Raw genomic sequence first — 20,445 nt, 5'->3', positions numbered from 1 at the left:
CATCAAAAAGAAGCGAATAAAAAACCGCGCGGACGAACGGGAAAAATTCCGTTCGTCCGCGCGGTTTTCGTTTTGCGTTCCATTTTCCCGCAGTCCCCGTTTACGCCTCGAACAAATTGCCCTCGCGCAGCTTGCCTTCGCTCATCGTGCAGACCCGCTTGCCGTATTTCAGCGAGTCGAGGTCGTGCGAGACGATCAGCAGCGTCACGCCCTCGGCGTTGAGGCGCGAGAATTCCTCCATGATGCCGCGGCTGGATTCCACGTCGAGATCCGACGTCGGCTCGTCGGCGATCACCAGCTTGGGACGGTTGATCAGCGCGCGGGCGATCAGCGCCCGGCGCAGTTCGCCGCCGGACAGCTCGCCCGGGTACGAACCGGCCGTCGCGCCGATGCCGAAGCGTTCCAGCAGCAGTCGGGCCGCGCCTTCGCCGTCGCCGCCGTGCGGGTAAAGGCAGAACGGCAGCATCACGTTCTCCAGCACGGTCAGATTGGGCAGCGCCGCCGCTCCCTGAGGGATGAAGCCGATCCTGTCGCAGCGCAGCCGCGACAGTTCCGCGTCGCTTTTGCCGGCCAGACCGACGCCGTCCAGTTCGACCGAGCCGGACGTGGCCGTCAGCATGCCCGCCGCCAGGTTCAGCAGCGTCGATTTGCCGCTGCCGGAACGGCCGACGACGTTGACGAAATCCCCGCTCGCGACGGTCAGCGACACATGGTCCACGGCGAAGAACGGACGGCCGCCGCGCGAATACTCTTTGCACAGGTCTTTCAGATTCAAAACGGCGGCCATCTCAGTTCCCCCTCAACGTGTCGTAAATGTCGGCGCGGCTGGCCCGGCGCGCCGAGAACAGCGCGCTCAGCACGCCCGTAAGGACGGAGACCGTCACGGACGCGACGCCCAGCAGGATCAGCGCCCTCCAGGACGGCAGAAGGAACGGCAGCTTCAGCGCTTCCGAAACCGCCGGGCTGACGACGGCTGCGGCCGCGGCGCCGAGAGACGTGCCCAGCACGGCGCCGTAAAAACTGATCAGCAGCGCTTCGGTCAGAGCCAGAGCAAGGATTTTGCCGCGGCTGGCGCCGACGGCGCGCAGAACGCCGATCTCGCCCTTGCGCTCGTTCATGGTCACGGAGAACAGCAGCGCGATGACGATCACCGCCAGCAGCCAGACCAGACCGATGCCGCCGCGGATCATCCACGAGACCAGCGTCAGCGAAGAGGCGATGCTGTTGACGAACTTCTTGCTGAACAGCGCGAAAATATCGTCGTCGCCGAAGCGGCGGTTGATCTCCTGCGCCACCTTCACCGAATCGTAACCCGGCTTCAGCTTGACCATCACCGTCGAGACGAGGCTGCCGTCGTTGGCGAGCGGATGTTTGAAGATGTTTTCCGCCGCCTTGGCCAGGTCGGTCACCGTTTTGCGCGTCACGAAAACCGTCGAATCGAACCCCATGCCCGTCTGTTCCAGCCTTCCGGCGATGGGCAGATCGACGCCGAAGAAATGCAGCCGCTCGCCCGCTTCGCCGTTGACGCGGTAGCCGACGATCAGCTCGCCGTCTTTGAGGCCGCGCCCCAGCGTCGCTTCCAGCCACGGGCGCACGATGAAGTCGCTGTCGTAGTCCACGCCGACGATCTGCAGCGGATAGGAACAGCAGGAGGCGCGCAGCGTCGCCAGAAAAGTCTGCGGCGACATGCGGTCGATCCCTTCCACGTCCCGCAGGCGCTCGAGGATGTCCTTGGGCAGGTAGAACATCGACGGCTTGCCCGAGAGGATGATACTGTCGATGTGGGGATCGTACCCCGCCGGCACGACGATGACGTCGGCGCCGAGGCGGTCGGCGGTGCTGCGCGCGCCGCCGGACAGACTGATCGACAGGACCGTGCCCGCGTACAGGAAGAACGCGAACAGCAGCACCGTGAGCACAAGGCAGAAACTCCGCCAGGGGCGGCGGCGGATGTTTTTGCGCGCGACGGCCGCCATGCTCAAGGGTGCGCCCGCCATCTTCAGCGCCCTCCCCTGACGAAAGACAGGATCAGCGAGACGACGTTCAGCGCGACGATGGCGGCGGCGATTTTCCGCACAAGCGGCATCGTCACGGCGCGGCAGGCGTGCGTCGGATCGCCGCACAGACCGCAGACCCAGCCGGCGCCGCGCAGCGGGATCACGCCGTTGGGCACGAGCAGACAGGCCACCGCCGCCGCAACGGCGACAAGCGAAGCCAGAACCGCAAACCAGCCGCGGCCGCGGCGCAGCAGGGCGAACAGCGCCAGAACAACGACGACCGCGCCCATTCCCGCAATGAACAGTCCAGAATAGTAACACTTCATCGGGCCGCCGTGAGGCGCCATCTGCGAACAGACCGGCGCCAGCCAGAACGGCGTCAGGGCAAGAACCAGTCCGAGCAGAGCGTTCACGACGGCAAACAACGTTCTCATCGCTCTACCTCGCTTTGCTCAGCGCTTCATGCACGGCGATCTGCATGGCCTTGTAGGTAACGGACGCGCCGGAAATGCTGTCCATCGTGTCCACATCCTGCGCCTCGATCAGCATGTCCGGATACTTCTTCATCTCGCGCACGGCGCGCTGCGCCTGGCGAAAATCCTCGGCCGAACCGTCCCTGCCGTGATTTTCGTCCTTGACGTTGCCCAGCGCGTCGCGCGCTTCGAGAACGCAGGCCACGATCCTGTTGTCCTTGAGCGTCAGGATCACTTTGGTGTTTTCGCCGTCGTCGGCCTGATACTCGCCCTCGTAAACGCCGTCCCGGTACGTAACGCCGAAGATCCTGTCTTTCATGGCGAAAACGCCGCCGCCGATCACGGCGAGGACGGCGATCAAAATCAGTGCTTTCTTCACGATGCGCGCTCTCCTTTACGCTCTCAGCACGCCGCTGAAACTGGCGCGCTGGTCGATATCCTGAACGATCTTGCCGTGCTCCAGCACGATCTTGCGCTGCGCCACGTCGCCGACTTCGGGATCGTGGGTGACGACGATCAGCGTCACGCCCTCGTCGTGCAGGCGGTGGAAGATGTCCACGACGATGCGTTCGTTCTCCTCGTCGAGGTTGCCCGTCGGCTCGTCGCCGAGCAGGATGCGGGGCGAGTTGATCAGCGCGCGGGCGATGCAGACGCGCTGCTGCTCGCCGCCGGAAAGCTGCGTGGGCAGGTGATGGGCGCGCTGTCCCAGACCGACTTTTTCCAGAGCGTCCATGGCTTCTTTCTCGTCGGGCATGCTGTGGTAGTACTGGGCGACCATGACGTTTTCGAGCGCGGAAAGATAACTGATCAGGTGAAACTGCTGGAAGATCAGGCCGATCTTGTCGCGGCGGATCTTCGTCAGGTTCGCGGCGCTCTCGCGGCTGATGTCGGCGCCGTCGAGGACGACGCCGCCCTCGGAGGGAGTGTCCATGCAGCCGATGACGTTCAGCATCGTCGTCTTGCCGGAGCCGGAAGGCCCCATGATGGACAGCCACTCGCCTTCGTTCACCGTCAGGTTGATATGCGAGAGGGCGTGCAGGTCGCCGTAGATCTTGGAAACATCTTTCAATTCGAGAATCTTACCCAATTTTTATTCCCCCCTGAGCACGATCGCGGGATGAATGTCCATTACCCGGCGCACCGGCAGGATCGAAGCGAGCACGGTGATCGCGATGAAAACCGCGATGGTAACGGGGATGATGGGCCACTGGAAGTCGATGGCCCGGCCGAAGACGTTCAAACTGACGCGCTGCGCGAACTCGAAGCCGAGGAACACGCCGACGACGCTGCCGATAAAGCCCAGCAGCACGCCTTCCCCGAGCAGCTCGCCCATGACGAGGCGATTCTCGGCGCCGAGCGCTTTTTTGAGGGCGATCTCGCGGCGGCGTTCGGCGACCATGGCCATCATCGTGGTGGAGACCGAGATCATCGTGATGATCAGCACCACTACCGTGACCAGCAGCACCAGCGCCTGCAGCTTGCCCAGCACGATGTCCTGCGCCTGAGTGAGGCGGCGCACGGCGCGCGGCTGGATGCCGGGCATCTCCGCCTCCAGGGCGGCGGTCAGTTCTTCCATCTGCTCCGAATCGGCCACGACGCTGCACTCCACCACGTCGCCTCGGAAGCTGTCGCCGATCAGACCGTCGAGCATGTCCACGTCGGCGAAGATGAAGCCCTCTTCGGCGCCGCCGGTGGTGACGATGCCGCAGACGGTCAATTTCTTGGCGAAATTCTGTTCGCCTTCGTCGCGGACGCGGTTCTCTTCCGCCGACAGGTTCTGCCCGGAGGCTTCGGCGCGGCGGCCGTACTTGACGCCCAGCACGGTGAACGTGTCGCCGATGGACAAATTCAGCGTCTCGGCGATCTCCTTGCCGACCATCACCCGGTCGGGCGCGGCGGCGCTGCCCCAGTCTCCCTCCACGTACCAGAAGGGACTGTTCTTCTTCGCCTGCGGCAGGTCGGTGCCGGCGATAATGTAGGGCTGCTCGTTGATCTTCACCGTCTGGTAACGGTACGGCGCCATGCCGACGATGCGGTCGGAGCCGATGATGCCGCGCACCCGTTCGAGGTCTTCGCGGCTGATGCGGGCGTCGCCCTTGGGCAACAGCAGCAGATTGGCGCCGTAGGAGCGGAATTCGCGCCCCAACTGACGCGGGATGTCATAGTAGATCGTCACCAGGCCCGACAGGATGGTGGCGCCGATCGCGATAGCCAGCACGGCGATGATCAGCCGCGAGGCGCGCCGGATCAGCGAACTCGTCACCATTTTGAGGTACATTTTCCGTCTTCTATTTACCATGGAGGACCTCCGTCGGTTTCAGGTTCAGCAGGTAACGGATCGCCGGGATCGAGCCGAACAGCGTCACGAAGAACAGGATCACGGCCACGATCACGATCACCAGCCGCGCGATCTCGATGGAGGAGCCGAAGACCGTCTGGCCGATGATCTGCGCGAAGCCGATGCCGAGGAAATATCCCAGCGCGCCGCCGAACAGGCTGGTCATCATCACCTCGACCAGCACCAGCAGCACGATCTGATAGTTATGGGCGCCGAGCGCCTTGAGCAGCCCCAGTTCCTGGCTGCGCTCGATCACGCTGGCCGTGATCAGGTTGGAGATCGCCAGCGCCGAGCCGATGGAGCTGAGGATCGTGATCAGGATCATCAGCAGCGTCGTCTTGTTGAGGATCGTCCCCTCCGACTCCGCCACCTGACGCACGGGCTTGGCCACGCCGTCGCGCACCACTTCCTGGATCTGGTGGCAGATGGCGCTGACGTAGGCCGTACAGTACCATGTCTCGTACTCTTCGGGCGAGAGGCTGCGCGGATCCTGGGCGGCCTTTCGCGCCAGATCGTTGTCGGGCGTGGTCAGCGCCGAGACTTCGAGGCGCGAGACCTTGCCCGGCAGACTCATGAGCTCCTGCACCATTTTCAGCGTGCCGACGATCTGGCCGTCGGCCGCGCCGCCGTCGTTGAAGATGCCCTTGACGGTCACTTTCTTCGCCGCGCCGTTATGCGTCAGCGTCAGTTCGCCGCCGACGCCGATTTGAAGCCGTTCGGCCAGAGCGCCGCCGACCATGACGAAGCCGTCGTCGTCTTCGCCGAGCCAGTCGCCCTTCATGTCGATCTGCCACCAGTTGCGCAAGGGGCGCAGACCGGTGTCGATCTCCTCGCCGGTGTTCAGCACGGCGTGTTTCTGCACCCAGGCTCCCAACAGCGGGACTTCCTCGCCGCCGTTGACCCGGGCGCGTCCGTCGATCATCGGCGCGAAGTCGATGATGTTGAACCCCCAGAAGATCGTCTTGAGCTTGAGCACGTCCTCTTCGTACAGGAACTTGTCGGTGACGCCCAGTCCCTCGCTGAGACCGTAGAGATCGTTCATCAGCGCCGCGTCCTTGTGGCGCACGGTGATGTTGGCGCCGTAAACTTTCAGCTCGCGGTTGACCTTGTCGCCGACGCCCAGCATGACGTTCATCATCGCCGTGGACAACGATACGCCGAGGATGACGGTGAAAGCGATCATCAGCATCTTGCTCTTCTGGCGGGCAAGCGTCCGCCAAATCATTCTCCAGAACATGTCCGCTCCCGCCTCCTACCTGAAGCGCCGTTCGTGGCGCTCGAGCTCCCTGACATCGATGGAGATCCGGCCTTCCCGTACCTCATAGGGGAAGGGAATCGGATTGCAGCCTCCCTTGAAGCCGATCGTGTTCTTGTTCATGACCACGTCGCAGCGGCGGCAGACCACGTCGTCGCCGCGTTCGAAATATCCGGCGACGCCGCAGATCTCGCAGGCGTCCAGGCCGACGCCATAGGCCGTGCCGACGGGCTTTTTGACGACGAGAAAGCGCACGTCGTAGCCGTTCGGCGTAACGTAGGAAAATTTGTGCAGGTGCCCGTCGGACACCTTTCCCAGGTCTATGGAAATGATGCCGTCGCTGAGATCGTAAGCTTCCGGCGGCACTTCCGCCGGAGGCTTGGTGTCGTAATAATGGAGCGCCGTCACCGTCAGCGCCGCCGCCAGAGCCCAGGAGAACAGGCTCCACGACCAGCGGCGGCAGGTGCGCAGGCGGGCTTTTTCCTTGCGCAGCAGGGCGCGGTTGGCGAACTCCCCTTCGGGGCGCCGGTGCGTGGCGATCACCCACAGCAGCATGACCAGCCCCAGCAGCAGCTGAGCGAAGAGGAAATAATTTTCATATTCGTCGCCCAGGACCATGATCTCGAACACGAGGTCGCTGAGCGGGATCATCTTCAGTCTCTGCAGCGAAGCGACGGCGTTGAAGCCGTATTCGACGAAGAAGAAAAGCACGGAGACGCCGAGGAACACCATGCCGCCGCGCTCGTCCAGAGCGCGATGGACCTTGAACGAACTCAAGCCCAGCAGCAGGCACAGCGCGAGACCGAGGGCAAAGCCGATCGCGCGCAGCAGCGCCTTGGTGCTGAAGCCGCTCTCGCCGAAATAGACGAACTCCTGAGTGAACTGGATCACGGACGGCGCCAGATACATGAAGGCGACGCCCAGCAGCGCCGCCAGCAGCACGACGCCCAGCGTCCGCCAGGCGCCTTCGACGCGGCGCGGCAGCGACGAAAGCAGCGCCCACAAAAGAGCCGCGGCCGCGACAACCGCGACGGCGACGACGACCCAGCGGTTGAACCGCGTCAGGGGCAGATTCATGCCCTTGGGATCGTACAGGCGCACGCCGAAAACGACAAAGCCGAGAAGGATCCCCGCCGCCATTCCACCCCAGGCGATCGAACGGCCGATTTTCTCTCGGCTCCGCGTCGCGAAGCCGAGGATCAGGCCGGTCAAAAACGATAAGGAGGCGAGATGATCCGTGACCGCAACAAGATATTTTAAAATGAGACTGACCCCCGTTCTCAATAAACAGCCAAAGCGGGGCGCTGTTCTGCTCTTACGGCAGCGCAGCTCCCCGCATACTCGACTTCTTTTTTTGCTTATACCTCGATTTTACTGATTCTGAAGCTGCTCAGCGGTGTACTTCCATTTGAAATCGCAGGTGTAGGTCTTGAAGTAATCCTTGGCGTTCTCCTTCGCCGGCACGCCGGTCTCGGGATCGGTGTGGAGGAGATAATCCGTGGGCGGCTCGATGGTGAAGCGCAGCGTGTAGGTGCCGACCTTCAGGCCCTTCTTGATGTTGGCGCCGTAATGGGGGCCGTCATCGGCGTTCATGGGCATGAAGGAACCGTACATGACGATCTTGTTGTTCTTGTCGAGGATCTCGTACTTGACGGTCAGGTACGCGGGCCAGATGTTGTCGCCGGCGCCGAAGCCGTACTGCACGGCGTATTCGGGCTGCAGGTGGATGTCGGCCTCGAGGTGCATGTCGGACTCTTCCTTGGAAGGATTCTTGCCGGCGGGATACATATCGACGGCCTGGAAGTACACGGCGGCGACGTTGTAGGGGCCGACCTGCTTCTCTTCGCCGATGGAGATCTCGGCAAAGCCGCTCTCACCCGGCTTTTCCACCGCGGGGGCGGCCATCGCGGACGCCGCCAGAGCCACCACGGCAAGACCGGCCAGCATTGCAACAAAAGACTTTTTCATAAGAACTTCCTCCTAGAATAATGTAGTCGCACTTGTTGACAGATTATTGAACGGGACAATCTGCGATAATGTCAGCATGCAGTGTGAGCGTCGCCGTTTGTTTCCTTGGGGACATTTCCTCGTAAAGGAGAGTGGCGCCTCACCTCTTGCGGCAGTTCACGAATGAGCTGGATGTTGAGACCGAAGGTCTTCTCCGTCTGTCCAAGGAGGTTGTGAGCCGCAGGAAGCGTGAGAATTCACCTGCAAATACGTTGTGGTGAGGTGACTCATGTACTATCTTGGTATTGACATCGGGAAGAACAATCACGAAGCAGGGCTTATCAGGGAGGACGGCAGCCACGTCGGCAAGTCGCTGCGTTTCGCCAATGCTCGGGAGGGCTTTCAGCAGCTTCTGCTCTTTCTCGAACAGAGTCTTCCCGAGCGGGAGGCTTTCTGTATCGGCATGGAGGCGACCGGTCATTACTGGCTCGCGCTCTACTCCTTTCTGCGGGAGCAGGGTTTTGCTCTGCATGTGATCAACCCGATCCAATCCGACAGTCTGAGGAACTTCCACATCCGGAAGCAGAAAACGGATGCGGTCGACTGCTTTCTGGTGGCTGAGGTGATCCGTTTCGGCTCGTTCAGCGAAACTCATCTGGCTGATGAAGATATCATGGCGCTGCGCAATCTGGCCCGTTTCAGAGAGTCGCTCAAGGACTCCTGCGCCGACTACAAGCGACAGGTCGTCACCGTTCTGGATCAGGTGTTTCCGGAGTATGCTGCCTTGTTCTCCAACGTCTTTGGCGAGAGTTCAAAGGCATTTCTCAAGACGTACGGCACTCCGGAACAGGTGGTCGACGTGAACACGAAATCGCTGGCCGCTTTGCTCAGAAAAACCAGCCGGGGCCGGCACGGTACTGACAAAGCCCGTGAGCTCAAGTCTCTGGCGGCGCGTTCGGTCGGCCTGACTCTGTGTTCGGATGCCTTTGCCTTTCAAATCAGGATTCTCATCGAACAGATCGAATTCACGGAGAAGCAGATCGATGAGATCGACAAGAAGATCGCCCGGCAGCTGAGGAAGTTTAGCTCTGTCATCCTCACTGTCCCCGGCGTGGGGCCGGCGACGGGCGCCGTGATCCTCGGTGAGATCGGCGATATCAGTCGTTTCTCCAATCCCAAGAAACTCGTCGCCTTTGCCGGGATCGATCCGACTTCGTTTCAATCGGGGAACTATGTCGGCCAGCACAACCGCTTGTCCAAGAAAGGATCCCCCTACCTGAGACGAGCTGTCTGGATGTCGGCGCTGATAGCAGTCAGATGCGATCCTGTCTTCAAAGCGTTCTACGAAAAGAAGCGCGGTGAGGGGAAAGCGCATGGGACTGCATTGGGGGCTGTGTCGAGAAAACTGCTTTATACGATTTACGCTGTTCTGAAAGCCAACAAACCTTACGAGGTACGCCGCCAGGGCATAGAATGATCCTGTTCCCGCGGGGTTCCCTGCTCGTGTCGCTTCCGTGTGAGCTCGTTCGCGTGCTTGTTTTGTCTGAGTTCTGTCCAATATGCCGTTTTCAGGGGCGCTTTGGCTTTTTCACGCGGGCAACCGGCTAGAAATACTTCGGGCATGAGCTCGAATTTCCTACTTGACTTTTAATAGCTGGTCTCCTTTAAAGATAGCGTTCTATAAAAGTTCCGCGCGGCGCGGAATCTTTCCGAAGATAAAAACTACTTCGCTCCCCCGTCCTTCTTTTTGCCGAACAGATGAGGCAGCGTCACCCACAGCGAGGCGATCAGCAGCATGACCTGCGGGATCAGCGTCTCGGCGCGGTCGTAAATGCTGAGGATCTCGATCTGGAAGCCCTTCATCGCGGGGATGACCGTGCGCCCCGTGATCACGTCGGCTTCCGTCAGTTCCACCACGCCCTTGCCCATGAAGGAAATGCACATCAAAAACAGCAAAATGCTGGTGAACAGGAAAAACGGCTTGAGCGGCAGCTTGACGCTGAAGTAACGGAACGCCACCCAGACGGCGACCAGCACCGCCGTGCCGGCGAGAATGCCGTAGACGATGTGCGGGACGCTGTTCATGCCGCCCGTGAAGGCTGCCTTGTAGAACAGGATCAGCTCCGCGCCCTCGCGCATCACGGCGATGAACGCCGCGAAGATCAGCGTCCACTGGCTCTTGCTGTCGATCGACTGCCGCACTTTGCCGCCAATGTAATTCTCCCAGCGCTCCGTGTCGGCCTTGGAGAGCATCCAGTTGCTGACGTAAAACAGCACGGCCACCGCCAGGAACATCGTCCAGCCCTCGAGCAGCTCGCGCGCCACGCCGCTGGCGTCGCCCATCATGTACTCCAGGAACCAGGCCAGCACCGCGCTGGCGAAAACGGCGGCGAAACAGCCGAAATACACGCCTTTGATCATCGGCTTGTTGCCCGTCTTGATCAGATAGGCGACGATGGCGACGATGACCAGGATCGCTTCGAGCCCCTCGCGGACCAGGAGCCCGAACGCCGTCAAAAACGTCAGCCAGTCGCGGCTGACCGGGGCTTTCTTGGGAGCCGCATCCTGCGCAGGCCGCGCGTCCCGACCGGCGGGAACGACTGCCACCTTCTCGGGCTCGGCCTTCTTTCCCGGCTCGACGGCAACTTCCGCGCCGTACGGCGCCGGCTTGCCCGCCGAGCCGTAGACGGCCTCGCCGAGGCTGTCTGGATCGGTATCGCTGATGTCGCCGTCGAGGACCATGGCGTCCTTGTAGACCTTGACCTTCAGGTCCTCGATCTCGCTGACGAGCGTCGCCTTGTCCATCGAGTCGTTGTTGCCGAGCAGCACGTGCTTGATGGCCGAGAACTTGCCTTCGATGTGGCCGACGCGGGCCGAAGAGATGGCGACCATGACGTTCTTCTCGAAGCCCTGGATCTCGTAATAGCCGAAATAGGCGTCGTTCATGTTCTTGTGGGCGGCCTTGTACTCGCCTTTCTCGACGTTCTCCCGCGCGCGCGAGAACTCGACCGCCATGTCCGCCGCCACGGCTTTCCACGTGTCGTATTTCTTCTTCTTGGCCGCGGAAGCGTCCTGCGCCGAAGAGAAAAGAAAGAAGAGAACAGCGACCGCAAGCAGTCCCAAGGCCCGCCCGCGCCGCAACGTGTTCTTTGTCTGCATCGTGCCGTCTCCTTAGAATTTAAATTTCCAGCCTTCGGCCCTTGCCGAGGACGCAACTCCCCGCGCGGAGAAAAAACTCCGCGCGCCGACTCTGCTCATCAAGATCCGTTGCGTTTCCGCCAAAGATCTTGCCCGTGAAAATATGCGCTGCGGACTGGACTCCCTGTAAGTCTCGGACCGTGTGTTTCCCGACTTTTCTTAGTTGTTGCTAACTAATACGCCGTTAGTTTAACATCTCTAACCATCCTGTCAAGCGTTTTTTCAAAAAAAATCCCCTTAGAGCAATTAAAAACATTCTCTCCCGGCCATGGCGCATCATTCTGATACTCGATCGGGAACGACAAATCATACTATTTCTTGATCAAAAAGCCGAACACGAGGGCGGGACCGTCGCCGCCGCAAAAAAGCCGGAAAGAGCATGGCGCTCTTTCCGGCTTTTTTGCGGTTCTACGGCATAGTTCTTCCCCGAGGCACGCCCCGAGCCTGATCAGATAAGCCCCTTCTCTCGCAGCGACGAAATCTTGGCGTCATCGTATCCAAGGATGGTCTTGAGGATGTTTTCGGTGTCCTGTCCGAGCTTCGGCGCCCCGCGCCAGACTTTGCCAGGCGTCTCGGACATCTTCGGGGCGATGCCGAAGGCGGTGATTTCGGTTTCGACGGTCTGATCCTCGTACGTGATCCAGTCGTTGCGGCTTTTGAAATGCTCGTTCTCGAAGGCGGATTTGGCCGTGTTCAGCACAGCGCAGGGAACCCGCGCCTCCTCCATCTTCCGCTCGATTTCCGCGGCGGTCAGAGAGGCGCACCATTCGATGACTTTCCGATCCAGTTCGCGTCCCTTGGGCGAGGCGACGGCTTCTATGCCGGACGAGCAATCCTCGTAGTTGAAATAGTCGAGGTCGAATCCGGCGCCCTGAATGAATCTCTTGTACACTCCCGGGCCAAAGGCGCCGAGCGCCACGAGGAACCCGTCTTTCGACTTGAAAATATTGTACGGCTGGAACGCCGGCGAGGCGTTGCCGCTTCTTTCGGAAATTTCCCCGGCCATGGTGTATGAGGTGTAGGTGCCGCACATATACTGCGCCATCGCTTCGAACTGCGCGACGTCGACGACCTGCCCCCTGCCCGTCTTCTGAACGTTGATATACGCGCCCAACGTGCCGAAGAGAACGGCGAACGCCGAAACGAAGTCGTTCGTATAAGGTTTGGACACCGACGGATCGCGGTCGGGGTCGCCCTGCAGGTACAGCCATCCGGAAAACGCCTGCCCGATCATGTCGTACGAAGCCCTGTTGCAGACCGAGGGGACGCCGCCGAACTCCTTGTGCCCAAGCCCGCTGACGTGGACGATGACGAGCTTCGGATTGACCTTCAGCAGTTCCTCGTCGTAGATGCCGAGCTTCTCCAGCCAGACCATGTTCTCCATGAAGACGTCGGCTTCCTTGATGAGCCCATAAAATATCTCTTTGACTTCCTCATGCCGGAGGTTGAGCTCGAGCGTCATCGACAGCTTGTTTCTCGCATCCTGCGCCCAGGCCGTGGAAACTTTCTTGCCGTTGACGGTGGCGAACGGCGCCATCAAACGCAGCGTGTCGCCGACGCCAGGACGTTCGATGTGAATGACTTCGGCTCCGAAATCGGCCAACATCGTGGCGGCAAAGGGCATCGCAATGAGAGAGCCGCTGTCGATGATCCTCATCCCCGCAAGGGGGCCGAATTCCGGGATGATAAACGTACGATCGCGCATGGACAAGGTCCTCCTTCAAAATGATATGAATCTCCGCACAAAGCCCGAACCCTGATCCTCAGGCTTTTCGCCTTCTGATCTCCTCGATCAGGGCCGGTATCAGCGCCCTGTAGTCGGCAACCGCGCCGTAGTGGGAAATGTCGAAGATCGGGGCGCCCTTGGTATGGTTGACGCTGATGATGCAGCCGGCTTTCTGCATGCCGACCTGATACTGGACCGAGCCCGAAATCGCGACGTTGAAGATGTATTTGGGCTTTACGGTCGTTCCGCTCTGGCCGATCTGCCGGTCGTGCGGAAGCCATCCGCTGTCAACCAGCGGGCGAGACGCCGCAAGACGTCCGCCCAGCAGGGCGGCGAGCTCGTCCAAACGCTTCAGGTCTTCCTCGCTCTTGATCCCTCGCCCGCCCGAAACCAGAATGTCCGCATCCTCTATGGATCCGCCGTGATCCTGCCGCGCCATTGTTTCAAGAACTTCGTAATCTCCGTCCGCCGCGATGTCTACCGTTTCGGCAATCATCCGGCCCGAAGCGCCGGACCGCGGCTCGACGGGATCGAACATCTTCGGACGGACAGTTACCATCTGCGGCCGCTTTTCGAGGATCGCAATGCGGGCAAGAACGCTGCCGCCGTATGCCGGCGTCGTCTGGCAGAACACCCCGTCCTCGTCGAACCCCAGGTCTACCGCGTCGGCGGTCAGTCCCGTGCGCAAAGAGACCATCACGCGCGGAGCCAGGTCTCTCCCGAGAGAGGTGGCCCCGTAGAGCAGGATGGAAGGCCGATGCTTTTGGACCAGCTGCGTCAGGGCCTTTTCGTAAGGACGAGCGCTGTACTGCGCCAGGGCGTCGTTCTCGGCGACGATCACGGCTTCGGCGCCGTACTCGAAAAGGGCCGGGGCCAACGCGGTCACGCCCTTGCCCAGCAGCACCGCCGTGATTTCTTCTCCGCTGTGGTTTTTCAGATCGAGGGCCCGCGCCAGAATTTCGAAAACCGTGTCGTTCAATTTTCCGTCCTGCTGTTCGGCAAACACCCATATTCCTTTGCAGTCTTCCTGTGCCATGAGGTCCGCCCCCTTAAATCAGGCGCTCGTCATGCAGCAGATCGGCGATCTGCGCCGCGATTTCCCGCGGCTGTCCCTGAAAATACTTCGTGTCGGCCTTGCGTTTCCGCGGCTCCATCAGTCCGCGCGTCGACGTCGGCGAGCCGTTCATCCCGATCCGGGAAGGATCCGCCCCCAGGTCCTGAGCGGTCCACGCGTGCCGCGGTTTCTTCAGCGCCTTCACGATATCGACGGGCTTGGGATAGCGCGGTTTGTTCATCTCCGCCGTGACGGTCACGAGCGCGGGCATCCTGGCCCTGACTTTTTGCGTGCGGTCTTCCAGACGGCGCTCGCAGATGACCCAGCCGTCCTCGACGTCTATGGAGGAGGCCAGCGTGACCTGCGGGATGCCGAGGAAGGCCGCCGTGGCGGGCCCCGTCTGGGCCGTATCGCCGTCGACGGCGTTGCGCCCGAACAGGAGCAGATCATAGCCGCCGATCCGGCGTGCCGCCAGGGACAGCGTATACGCCGTGGCCAGCGTGTCCGCGCCGCCCAGCGGACGGTCCGACAACAGATACGACTCGTCGCAGCCAAGCGCCAGCGCCTTTTTCAGAACGTCTTCCGCCTGAGGCGGCCCCATGCTGACAACGCCGACCGTGCCGCCGTGCTTTTCTTTGAGCTGCACAGCCGCTTCAACGGCGTTCGCATCGACCGGGTTGAGTTTGCTCTCCACGCCTTCCCGCACGAGCCGCCCCGTTTTCGGGTCGAGCGCGACGTCGTCAGTATCCGGAACCTGCTTGACAAAAACGAGGATTTTCATCGGATTCCATGCCTCGATGGACGCGGGCCTATCGGCCGAGGACGGAGCTGCTGATGATCAGACGCAGGATCTCGCTCGTGCCTTCGCCGATTTCCAAAAGCTTGGCGTCGCGATAGAATCTCTCGACGTCGAATTCCTCGCTGTAGCCGTTGCCGCCGAAGATCTGAATGCAGTCGTCGCACACTTCGCATGCCCATCGGGAGGCAAGGAGCTTCAGCTCCGCCGCTTCGACGGAAAATCTTTTCCCCTGCCGCTTGAGCTCGCAGGTATCCCAGACCATCAGGTCGGTGGCGCGGATTTTGGCCGCCATATCGGCGAACTTGAACCCGACCGCCTGGTGCCCGGCGATGGGCTTGCCGAACGTCGTGCGTTCTCTGGCATACGCGGCGGCCTTGTCCATGGCGTGCTGCATCAGTCCCGAAGCGATCGCGCCGATGGAGATGCGCGCCCCGTCCAGAGCCTGCATGGCCATCATGAAGCCCTTGCCTTCGTCGCCGACCAGAGAGTCGGCGGGAAGCTCGATGTTGTCGAAAGAGAGCTCGCAGGTGGCGGTGCCCCTCATGCCCATTTTCTTCTCGAATTTGCCGACGGTCAGCCCTTCGGCGTCCTTGGGGACGACGAACACGGAAATGCCGTGGCTGCCGGCGGCGGGATCCGTTTTGGCCATGATCAGGTAGTAATCCGCGACGCCTGAGTTCGTGATCCACGCCTTGCTTCCGTTGAGGATATAGCTGCCGTCAGGCTGTTTCTCCGCCGCCGACTTGATCGCCGCCGCATCGGAACCCGCGCTGGATTCCGTCAGGCCGAAAGCGAAAACCTTGCCCTCGGCGCACTGCGGGAGATATTTTTTCTTCTGCGCCTCGCTGCCGTGCAGGAGGATCAAGTCGGCCGCCAGCCAATGGGCGTCGAGAAACAACGCGACGGAAGCGCTGCCCTTGGCGATTTCGTTGATCACGATCTCGCTGGTGACCGCGTCGCCGCCGCCTCCGCCGTACTCCTCCGGCATATGAATGGCCATCAAGCCGGCTTCCGTCAGCTTTTTGCGCAGCTCATGATCGAATCCGTTCTCGTCCATCCAGCGATCGCGCGGGGCGACTTCGTTCTTCGTGAACTCGCGGACCATGTCGCAGATCATCACCTGAGCCTCGCTGAACTGAATCATCTGCATCCCTCCATTTTCAAACGAATATCCGAGTGCAAAAGACGCGACTTTGCCATAATAAAAGGATCGTTACTTTTTTAGACTGATTTTATTATATCATGAACGAGCATATCGATTTAACCGTAAAACTGCGTCGATCAAAAGCCTAAATTTTCGCAATAGCTTCCGCAGCCATATGGGAACCGGATCCCAGCGCTTTTCGAGAAATCGTCGGCGGCGCTTTTTTTTCAATCCCGCGCCGCACGTTTTTTTGCGGCGCGGCGCGCGGATGCGCGGCATTTTCAATGCCGCCCCGTAATCGAAATTCATACTATTTCTTAGTTAAAAAACCGAACACAAAGGCGCCGAGGGAGATCCGCGAAGCGAGCGGCGCAGCCTGAGGAACGTCGGCTTTAAACACGACACAAGAGGCCGTCTCAAAAGTCGATTGAGGCGGCCTCCCTGCCGTTTTCTCCGTTTCATTCCGTGCGACGACAGAAACTCCGACGGCGTTCCGACGGACGTCCGTATCCCTCCCGATCTCCATTTCTCGATTGAGCCGCAGGCGCCGCATGCGATAAAAGCCGCCGGGCCGGAGGCGTTTTCGCTATCGGAGCGCTTCAAGCATATACTTTGCGGTTTTGGAGCCCGAACATTTCAACAGCTGTTCGGGGACCCCCTCGAATACCACTGTTCCCCCGCCGGAGCCGCCGTCCGGCCCCATGTCGATGACCCAGTCCGCCTGTGCGATCAGTTCCATGCGATGCTCGACCATGACCACGGTGTTCCCGCTCCCCACCAGCCCGCGGAGCAGCGCCAGCAGCTTTTCAATGTCGCTAGCGTGTAAGCCGGTGCTTGGTTCGTCCAGCACATAGATCTGTCCCTGCCTGTGCAGCTCGCTGGCCAGCTTGACCCGCTGCACTTCTCCGCCGGACAGCGTGCTCGTGAGCTGTCCCAGCGTGAGATAATCCAGCCCCACGTCGATCATGCTCCGCAGGAGCTTGCGGATCTTGGCATTGTCGAAGAAATCATACGCCTGCCCGATAGTCAGCCTCATCGCTTCTTCGATGTTCATTCCTTTGTAACAGTAAGACAGCGCCGTGGGATTGTAGCGATGTCCGCCGCATTCCTCGCAGGGGACGGCCAACGGCTCGGCGAAGGCCATATCGTAGGTGATCTGCCCGGTGCCCTTGCAGATAGGGCAGCCGCCCTCGGAATTGAAGGAGAACCAGCCCGCGCCGACGCCGTTCTCCTTGGCGAAGACCTTTCTGATCTCGTCCATCACGCCGGTATAAGTGGCGGGCGTCGAGCGGATGGATGTGCCGATGGGCTTTTGGTCGATGATGACGGCATCCGGGTATGCTTTAGGGAACTCACGGCGCATCAGCGAGCTTTTGCCGCTTCCCGCCACGCCGGTGACGGCGGTGAGAACGCCCTTCGGAACGGTCACGTTCACGTGCTTCAAATTGTGGCAATGGGCGTCTCTGATCTCGTAGCCTTCCGTCCACGGCAGCGGCTCTCTGTTGACTGCGACCTTCTGACGGATCGCCTGCGCCGTGAGCGTCCCCGCTTTTTGCAGTTCTTCAAGGCTGCCCGAAAAGACGAGACTGCCGCCTCCGATTCCGGCCCCCGGCCCCATTTCGATGATGTGGTCCGCAAGCGCAAGCATTTGACGGCTGTGTTCCACCACAAGCACGTTGTTGTGCTTGTCCCGCAGGTCGCAGAGCATCCTGCCGATCCGCTCCGCATCCGCCGGATGCAGGCCGGCCGTGGGTTCGTCGAAAATGTAAGTGATATTGTTGAGATATCCGCCGAGATTGCGAACCATTTTTAACCGCTGGGCCTCGCCGCCGGAGAGAGTTTCGGTCTTGCGCGAAAGGGACAAATAGCCGATACCGACGCCGATCATACGTTCCAGATATTCGGCGATCTGCTTGGCAAGCGAGCCGCCGCGCGGGTCGCCGATCGTTTCGAGGAACGGCAGCAGATCGGCGGCGGTCATGTCCATGCACTCCACGATGTTTTGCCGTTGATCCTTGAGGCCAGAGCCTTCGGATTCAGTCCCGTCCCCCGCAGGTGCGACATGCCCCGCGCCTCACATGAGACATGATCTCGTCCTGCAAGCCTTTTTTCAGCTTGGTGATGTCCCGCTTCATGTAGACACGCTCAAAACGGGGGAAAACGCCCTCATATTCCACCATATCCACACGTCCGGTATTGTTGGACTTGATTCCCACTTTGACCGGTTCTTTCGATCCGTATTTCAGCGTGTCCCATTCCTCGGATGTAAAATCCCGGAGCTTTTTATCGGGATCGAGCAGAGGATTGTTCTGATACAGGTGCGTCTGCCATCCGGCGGAAAACTGGCTGAACAGAATGGCTCCTTCCGCAAGAGTCTTATCCGGGTCGAACATGGATTCCTCGATCAGCTCCAACCGTTCTCCGACGCCGGTGCAGTCCGGGCACATCCCGGCGGGATGATTGAAGGAGTACGCCATACTGCCGCCGGCACTCGGCTCGCCCACGCGGGAAAACAGCAGACGCAAAAGCGGCGCGACGTCCACCGCCGTGCCGACCGTGGAACGGGTGTTCGCGCCGATGGCGCGCTGATCCACTACGATGGCGGGCGTCAGATTGCGGATCTCGTCCACCTTTGGGCGGTCATAGTGCGGCATCTTGTTGCGCAGAAACAGCGGATAGCTCTGCTGCCATTCGCGTTCGGATTCCACAGCCACCGTATCAAAAGCCAGCGAACTCTTGCCCGAGCCGGAGACGCCGGCAAAGACGACCAGCTTCCCCTTCGGTATGGTCACGTCGATGTGCTTCAAGTTGTTCTCGGACGCGCCGCGGATTTCAATATTGTCGTTCATCGCACGATCTCCTTCGTCGCTCATAAACGCTTTCCCGTTCCCATCACGTTCCACATTTCGACGCGCCACTCGTCCGCCTCTTCAAGAAATGCACCAGAAGTCATATTGACACGCAGGCAAGAGCCGGATGGGATCTTATACTGCCCCCGCCGGTTCCTCTTGGGCGGATTATCCCTTGAATGACAGCCGCACGCTCCGGGACGCCTCTGACCTTATCCGGATAATGCATATAACGGTTTTCCCAGTCCTCGCTGTATTTTTGGCAGCCGCGCCAAAGATTCCATGATCTCAAGTCAGGCATCCGTCAAACCTTCGTCTTGAAACGCTCGTTGCAAGTGAGAATAAAAACTGTTGTGGAGCGAGACAAACTGTTCCATGCGCTCGGCTCCCATGGCCTCAACGGCCCGGAGTTCCGCATGCCGCATCCGCTCTACGGTCGCTTGTGCCAGCTTCGCTCCGGTGTCCGTCAAAAAGATCGTCTTCCGATTACGGGTGCCGGGGACGATCTGAAGTTGGACAAGCCCCTCTTTGGAAAGCTTCATCACAGCAGAATTGATGGTCTGCTTGGGAAACATCATCTTCTCGATCAGATCCTGCTGTGTTATCGGCCCATCGGAAGAAACGAGAAAATACAACACCCACATCGCACAATCCGGCAGATCAAATTTCGCGCTTGTTTCCCGATACAGAGCATCGAATTGTTTTTCCTGCATGGCAATCCGCGTCAAGTAATCTTTCGTATTCGAACCCATTGTATAGTGTCCCCATAAGACAAAAAAATCCGAAAACGGACGCTTAAATTATAGTCCGTTCTCGGATTTTTTCAAGACAAGACAGGCGGCGAGGAGCGCTCCCCGCCGCCCATGATACTATTTCTTAACTAAAAAGCCGAACGCAAGGGCGCTGCGGGGCAGATTCACAAAAAGAGCCGCGCATGGCGGTGGAGAGGTCACGATTGACGGGTATGATACAATAGATCAAAAGGAGGGGATGGGGATGGCACAGATTATCAACATGCTGCGCATCGATTCCGAAGACCTGACCATTGAACAATACCTGAGCCTGCGCGAAAAGGACAAGGCGAAAATAAAAGAAACGAGAATCATCCCGCCTCGCCTTGGCGATCCAACAGTCGGCGGAAAAATCCGCGTAACTTATACGCATCCTATTTACGCCCCGCTCGGAGAGGCTAAATGAACGACAACCATCCAGCGCCGTCTGCACAGCCCGCTGCTCCCCAGCTTCCGCCGGAGGCATTGAACGCGCTCATCGCCAATCAGGCACGGGAGATAGATTTACGGGAAAAGGAACTTCTTACTCGGCAAACAGAAGACAAATACAGCTACGAATATGCTCAGACGGCTTTGAAAGCGCAAATGCAGGATAACGAAAAAAGCCGTCAGTACGATATCAAAAAGAAACGCGAGCTGTATATTTTCTGCGGATTGGTGTTATTTCTCATCGTCCTTTTTGTCGGATGGGCACTCCACGCGGGCTTCGGAGAATTCGTCAAAGACCTGGTAAAAGTTCTGCTGGCTTTTGCAGCTGGCGCCGTGAGCGGATTCCAATACGGGAAAAAGAAAAATTGAGCTGATGTTACGTTTTTCGTTTGTATCATAACCACCGGCATGGCCGGTGGTTTTCGTTTTACAGCAAAAAAGCCGC

Annotated in this window: 21 protein-coding genes; 3 read left to right on the top strand and 18 right to left on the bottom strand. The window is 59.8% G+C overall.

Translation table 11 applies throughout. The features are described from left to right. Nucleotides 1-100: 100 nt before the first annotated feature. The 9 genes from RAH42_RS04480 to RAH42_RS04440 all read right to left on the bottom strand — a co-directional run bounded on the left by RAH42_RS04480 (nt 101) and on the right by RAH42_RS04440 (nt 8,031). Complete coding sequence (locus tag RAH42_RS04480) at nt 101-787, bottom strand: ABC transporter ATP-binding protein (protein ID WP_078015924.1); 687 nt, start codon at nt 785-787, stop codon at nt 101-103. Nucleotide 788: 1 nt separating this feature from the next. Next, on the bottom strand, nt 789-1,997 hold the full coding sequence (locus RAH42_RS04475) for an ABC transporter permease (RefSeq protein WP_120371585.1): 1,209 nt from the start codon (nt 1,995-1,997) through the stop codon (nt 789-791). Nucleotides 1,998-1,999: 2 nt separating this feature from the next. Then, a complete protein-coding gene (locus RAH42_RS04470; protein ID WP_078015922.1) occupies nt 2,000-2,431 on the bottom strand; it encodes a DUF4418 family protein in 432 nt (143 codons plus the stop codon). A 4-nt stretch (nt 2,432-2,435) separates the two neighbouring features. Further along, complete coding sequence (locus RAH42_RS04465; protein WP_078015921.1) at nt 2,436-2,849, bottom strand: FMN-binding protein; 414 nt, start codon at nt 2,847-2,849, stop codon at nt 2,436-2,438. Between the two features lie 15 nt (nt 2,850-2,864). After that, complete coding sequence (locus RAH42_RS04460; protein WP_078015920.1) at nt 2,865-3,557, bottom strand: ABC transporter ATP-binding protein; 693 nt, start codon at nt 3,555-3,557, stop codon at nt 2,865-2,867. A gap of 3 nt (nt 3,558-3,560) precedes the next feature. Next, a complete protein-coding gene (locus RAH42_RS04455) occupies nt 3,561-4,769 on the bottom strand; it encodes an ABC transporter permease (protein ID WP_317540030.1) in 1,209 nt (402 codons plus the stop codon). Beyond that, nucleotides 4,759-6,045, bottom strand: coding sequence for an ABC transporter permease (locus RAH42_RS04450; protein WP_078015918.1), 1,287 nt, complete (start codon nt 6,043-6,045; stop codon nt 4,759-4,761). Before RAH42_RS04450 ends, RAH42_RS04455 begins: the two co-directional genes overlap by 11 nt. Nucleotides 6,046-6,060: 15 nt before the next feature. Beyond that, nucleotides 6,061-7,275, bottom strand: a complete 1,215-nt coding sequence (locus RAH42_RS04445) for a Fe-S-containing protein (protein WP_078015917.1) — start codon at nt 7,273-7,275, stop codon at nt 6,061-6,063. A gap of 159 nt (nt 7,276-7,434) precedes the next feature. After that, complete coding sequence (locus tag RAH42_RS04440) at nt 7,435-8,031, bottom strand: iron transporter (RefSeq protein WP_078015916.1); 597 nt, start codon at nt 8,029-8,031, stop codon at nt 7,435-7,437. Between the two features lie 268 nt (nt 8,032-8,299). Between RAH42_RS04440 and RAH42_RS04435 the strand changes: the two genes are divergently transcribed. Then, nucleotides 8,300-9,487 carry an IS110 family transposase gene (locus tag RAH42_RS04435; RefSeq protein WP_078017176.1) on the top strand — a complete coding sequence of 396 codons (1,188 nt, stop codon included), beginning with the start codon at nt 8,300-8,302 and terminating at the stop codon, nt 9,485-9,487. Nucleotides 9,488-9,732: 245 nt separating this feature from the next. On the opposite strand, the gene RAH42_RS04430 is transcribed toward RAH42_RS04435, so the two are convergent. From RAH42_RS04430 to RAH42_RS04390, 9 genes are all read right to left on the bottom strand, one after another. Further along, nucleotides 9,733-11,169 (bottom strand): FTR1 family protein, encoded by a 1,437-nt coding sequence (locus RAH42_RS04430; protein ID WP_317540029.1) that lies wholly within the window; start codon nt 11,167-11,169, stop codon nt 9,733-9,735. 487 nt (nt 11,170-11,656) lie between these two features. After that, nucleotides 11,657-12,913: a CoA transferase gene (locus RAH42_RS04425; RefSeq protein ID WP_296428637.1), complete on the bottom strand. Its 1,257-nt coding sequence runs from the start codon at nt 12,911-12,913 to the stop codon at nt 11,657-11,659. A 58-nt stretch (nt 12,914-12,971) separates the two neighbouring features. After that, nucleotides 12,972-13,970 (bottom strand): electron transfer flavoprotein subunit alpha/FixB family protein, encoded by a 999-nt coding sequence (locus RAH42_RS04420; RefSeq protein WP_317540028.1) that lies wholly within the window; start codon nt 13,968-13,970, stop codon nt 12,972-12,974. Nucleotides 13,971-13,983: 13 nt separating this feature from the next. Further along, entirely contained in the window at nt 13,984-14,769 is a 786-nt protein-coding gene (locus RAH42_RS04415) for an electron transfer flavoprotein subunit beta/FixA family protein (protein ID WP_317540027.1), read from the bottom strand. A 28-nt stretch (nt 14,770-14,797) separates the two neighbouring features. Beyond that, on the bottom strand, nt 14,798-15,931 hold the full coding sequence (locus tag RAH42_RS04410) for an acyl-CoA dehydrogenase family protein (RefSeq protein WP_317540026.1): 1,134 nt from the start codon (nt 15,929-15,931) through the stop codon (nt 14,798-14,800). A 96-nt stretch (nt 15,932-16,027) separates the two neighbouring features. Further along, nucleotides 16,028-16,240, bottom strand: a complete 213-nt coding sequence (locus RAH42_RS04405; RefSeq protein ID WP_317540025.1) for a hypothetical protein — start codon at nt 16,238-16,240, stop codon at nt 16,028-16,030. A gap of 277 nt (nt 16,241-16,517) precedes the next feature. Beyond that, nucleotides 16,518-17,918, bottom strand: a complete 1,401-nt coding sequence (locus RAH42_RS04400; protein WP_317540244.1) for an ATP-binding cassette domain-containing protein — start codon at nt 17,916-17,918, stop codon at nt 16,518-16,520. A 49-nt stretch (nt 17,919-17,967) separates the two neighbouring features. Beyond that, nucleotides 17,968-18,780 carry a hypothetical protein gene (locus RAH42_RS04395; RefSeq protein ID WP_317540024.1) on the bottom strand — a complete coding sequence of 271 codons (813 nt, stop codon included), beginning with the start codon at nt 18,778-18,780 and terminating at the stop codon, nt 17,968-17,970. Between the two features lie 293 nt (nt 18,781-19,073). Next, nucleotides 19,074-19,532, bottom strand: a complete 459-nt coding sequence (locus tag RAH42_RS04390) for a MarR family transcriptional regulator (RefSeq protein ID WP_078015909.1) — start codon at nt 19,530-19,532, stop codon at nt 19,074-19,076. A gap of 244 nt (nt 19,533-19,776) precedes the next feature. Between RAH42_RS04390 and RAH42_RS04385 the strand changes: the two genes are divergently transcribed. Together RAH42_RS04385 and RAH42_RS04380 are read left to right on the top strand one after the other, a co-directional pair. Next, nucleotides 19,777-19,977 (top strand): hypothetical protein, encoded by a 201-nt coding sequence (locus RAH42_RS04385; protein ID WP_078015908.1) that lies wholly within the window; start codon nt 19,777-19,779, stop codon nt 19,975-19,977. Continuing rightward, nucleotides 19,974-20,369, top strand: a complete 396-nt coding sequence (locus tag RAH42_RS04380; RefSeq protein ID WP_317540023.1) for a YrzE family protein — start codon at nt 19,974-19,976, stop codon at nt 20,367-20,369. Before RAH42_RS04385 ends, RAH42_RS04380 begins: the two co-directional genes overlap by 4 nt. The last annotated feature ends 76 nt before the right edge of the window (nt 20,370-20,445 follow it).

The organism is Pyramidobacter sp. YE332, assembly GCF_033060595.1.
GTDB lineage: Bacteria > Synergistota > Synergistia > Synergistales > Dethiosulfovibrionaceae > Pyramidobacter.
This window is presented reverse-complemented; position numbering and strand designations above follow the sequence as displayed.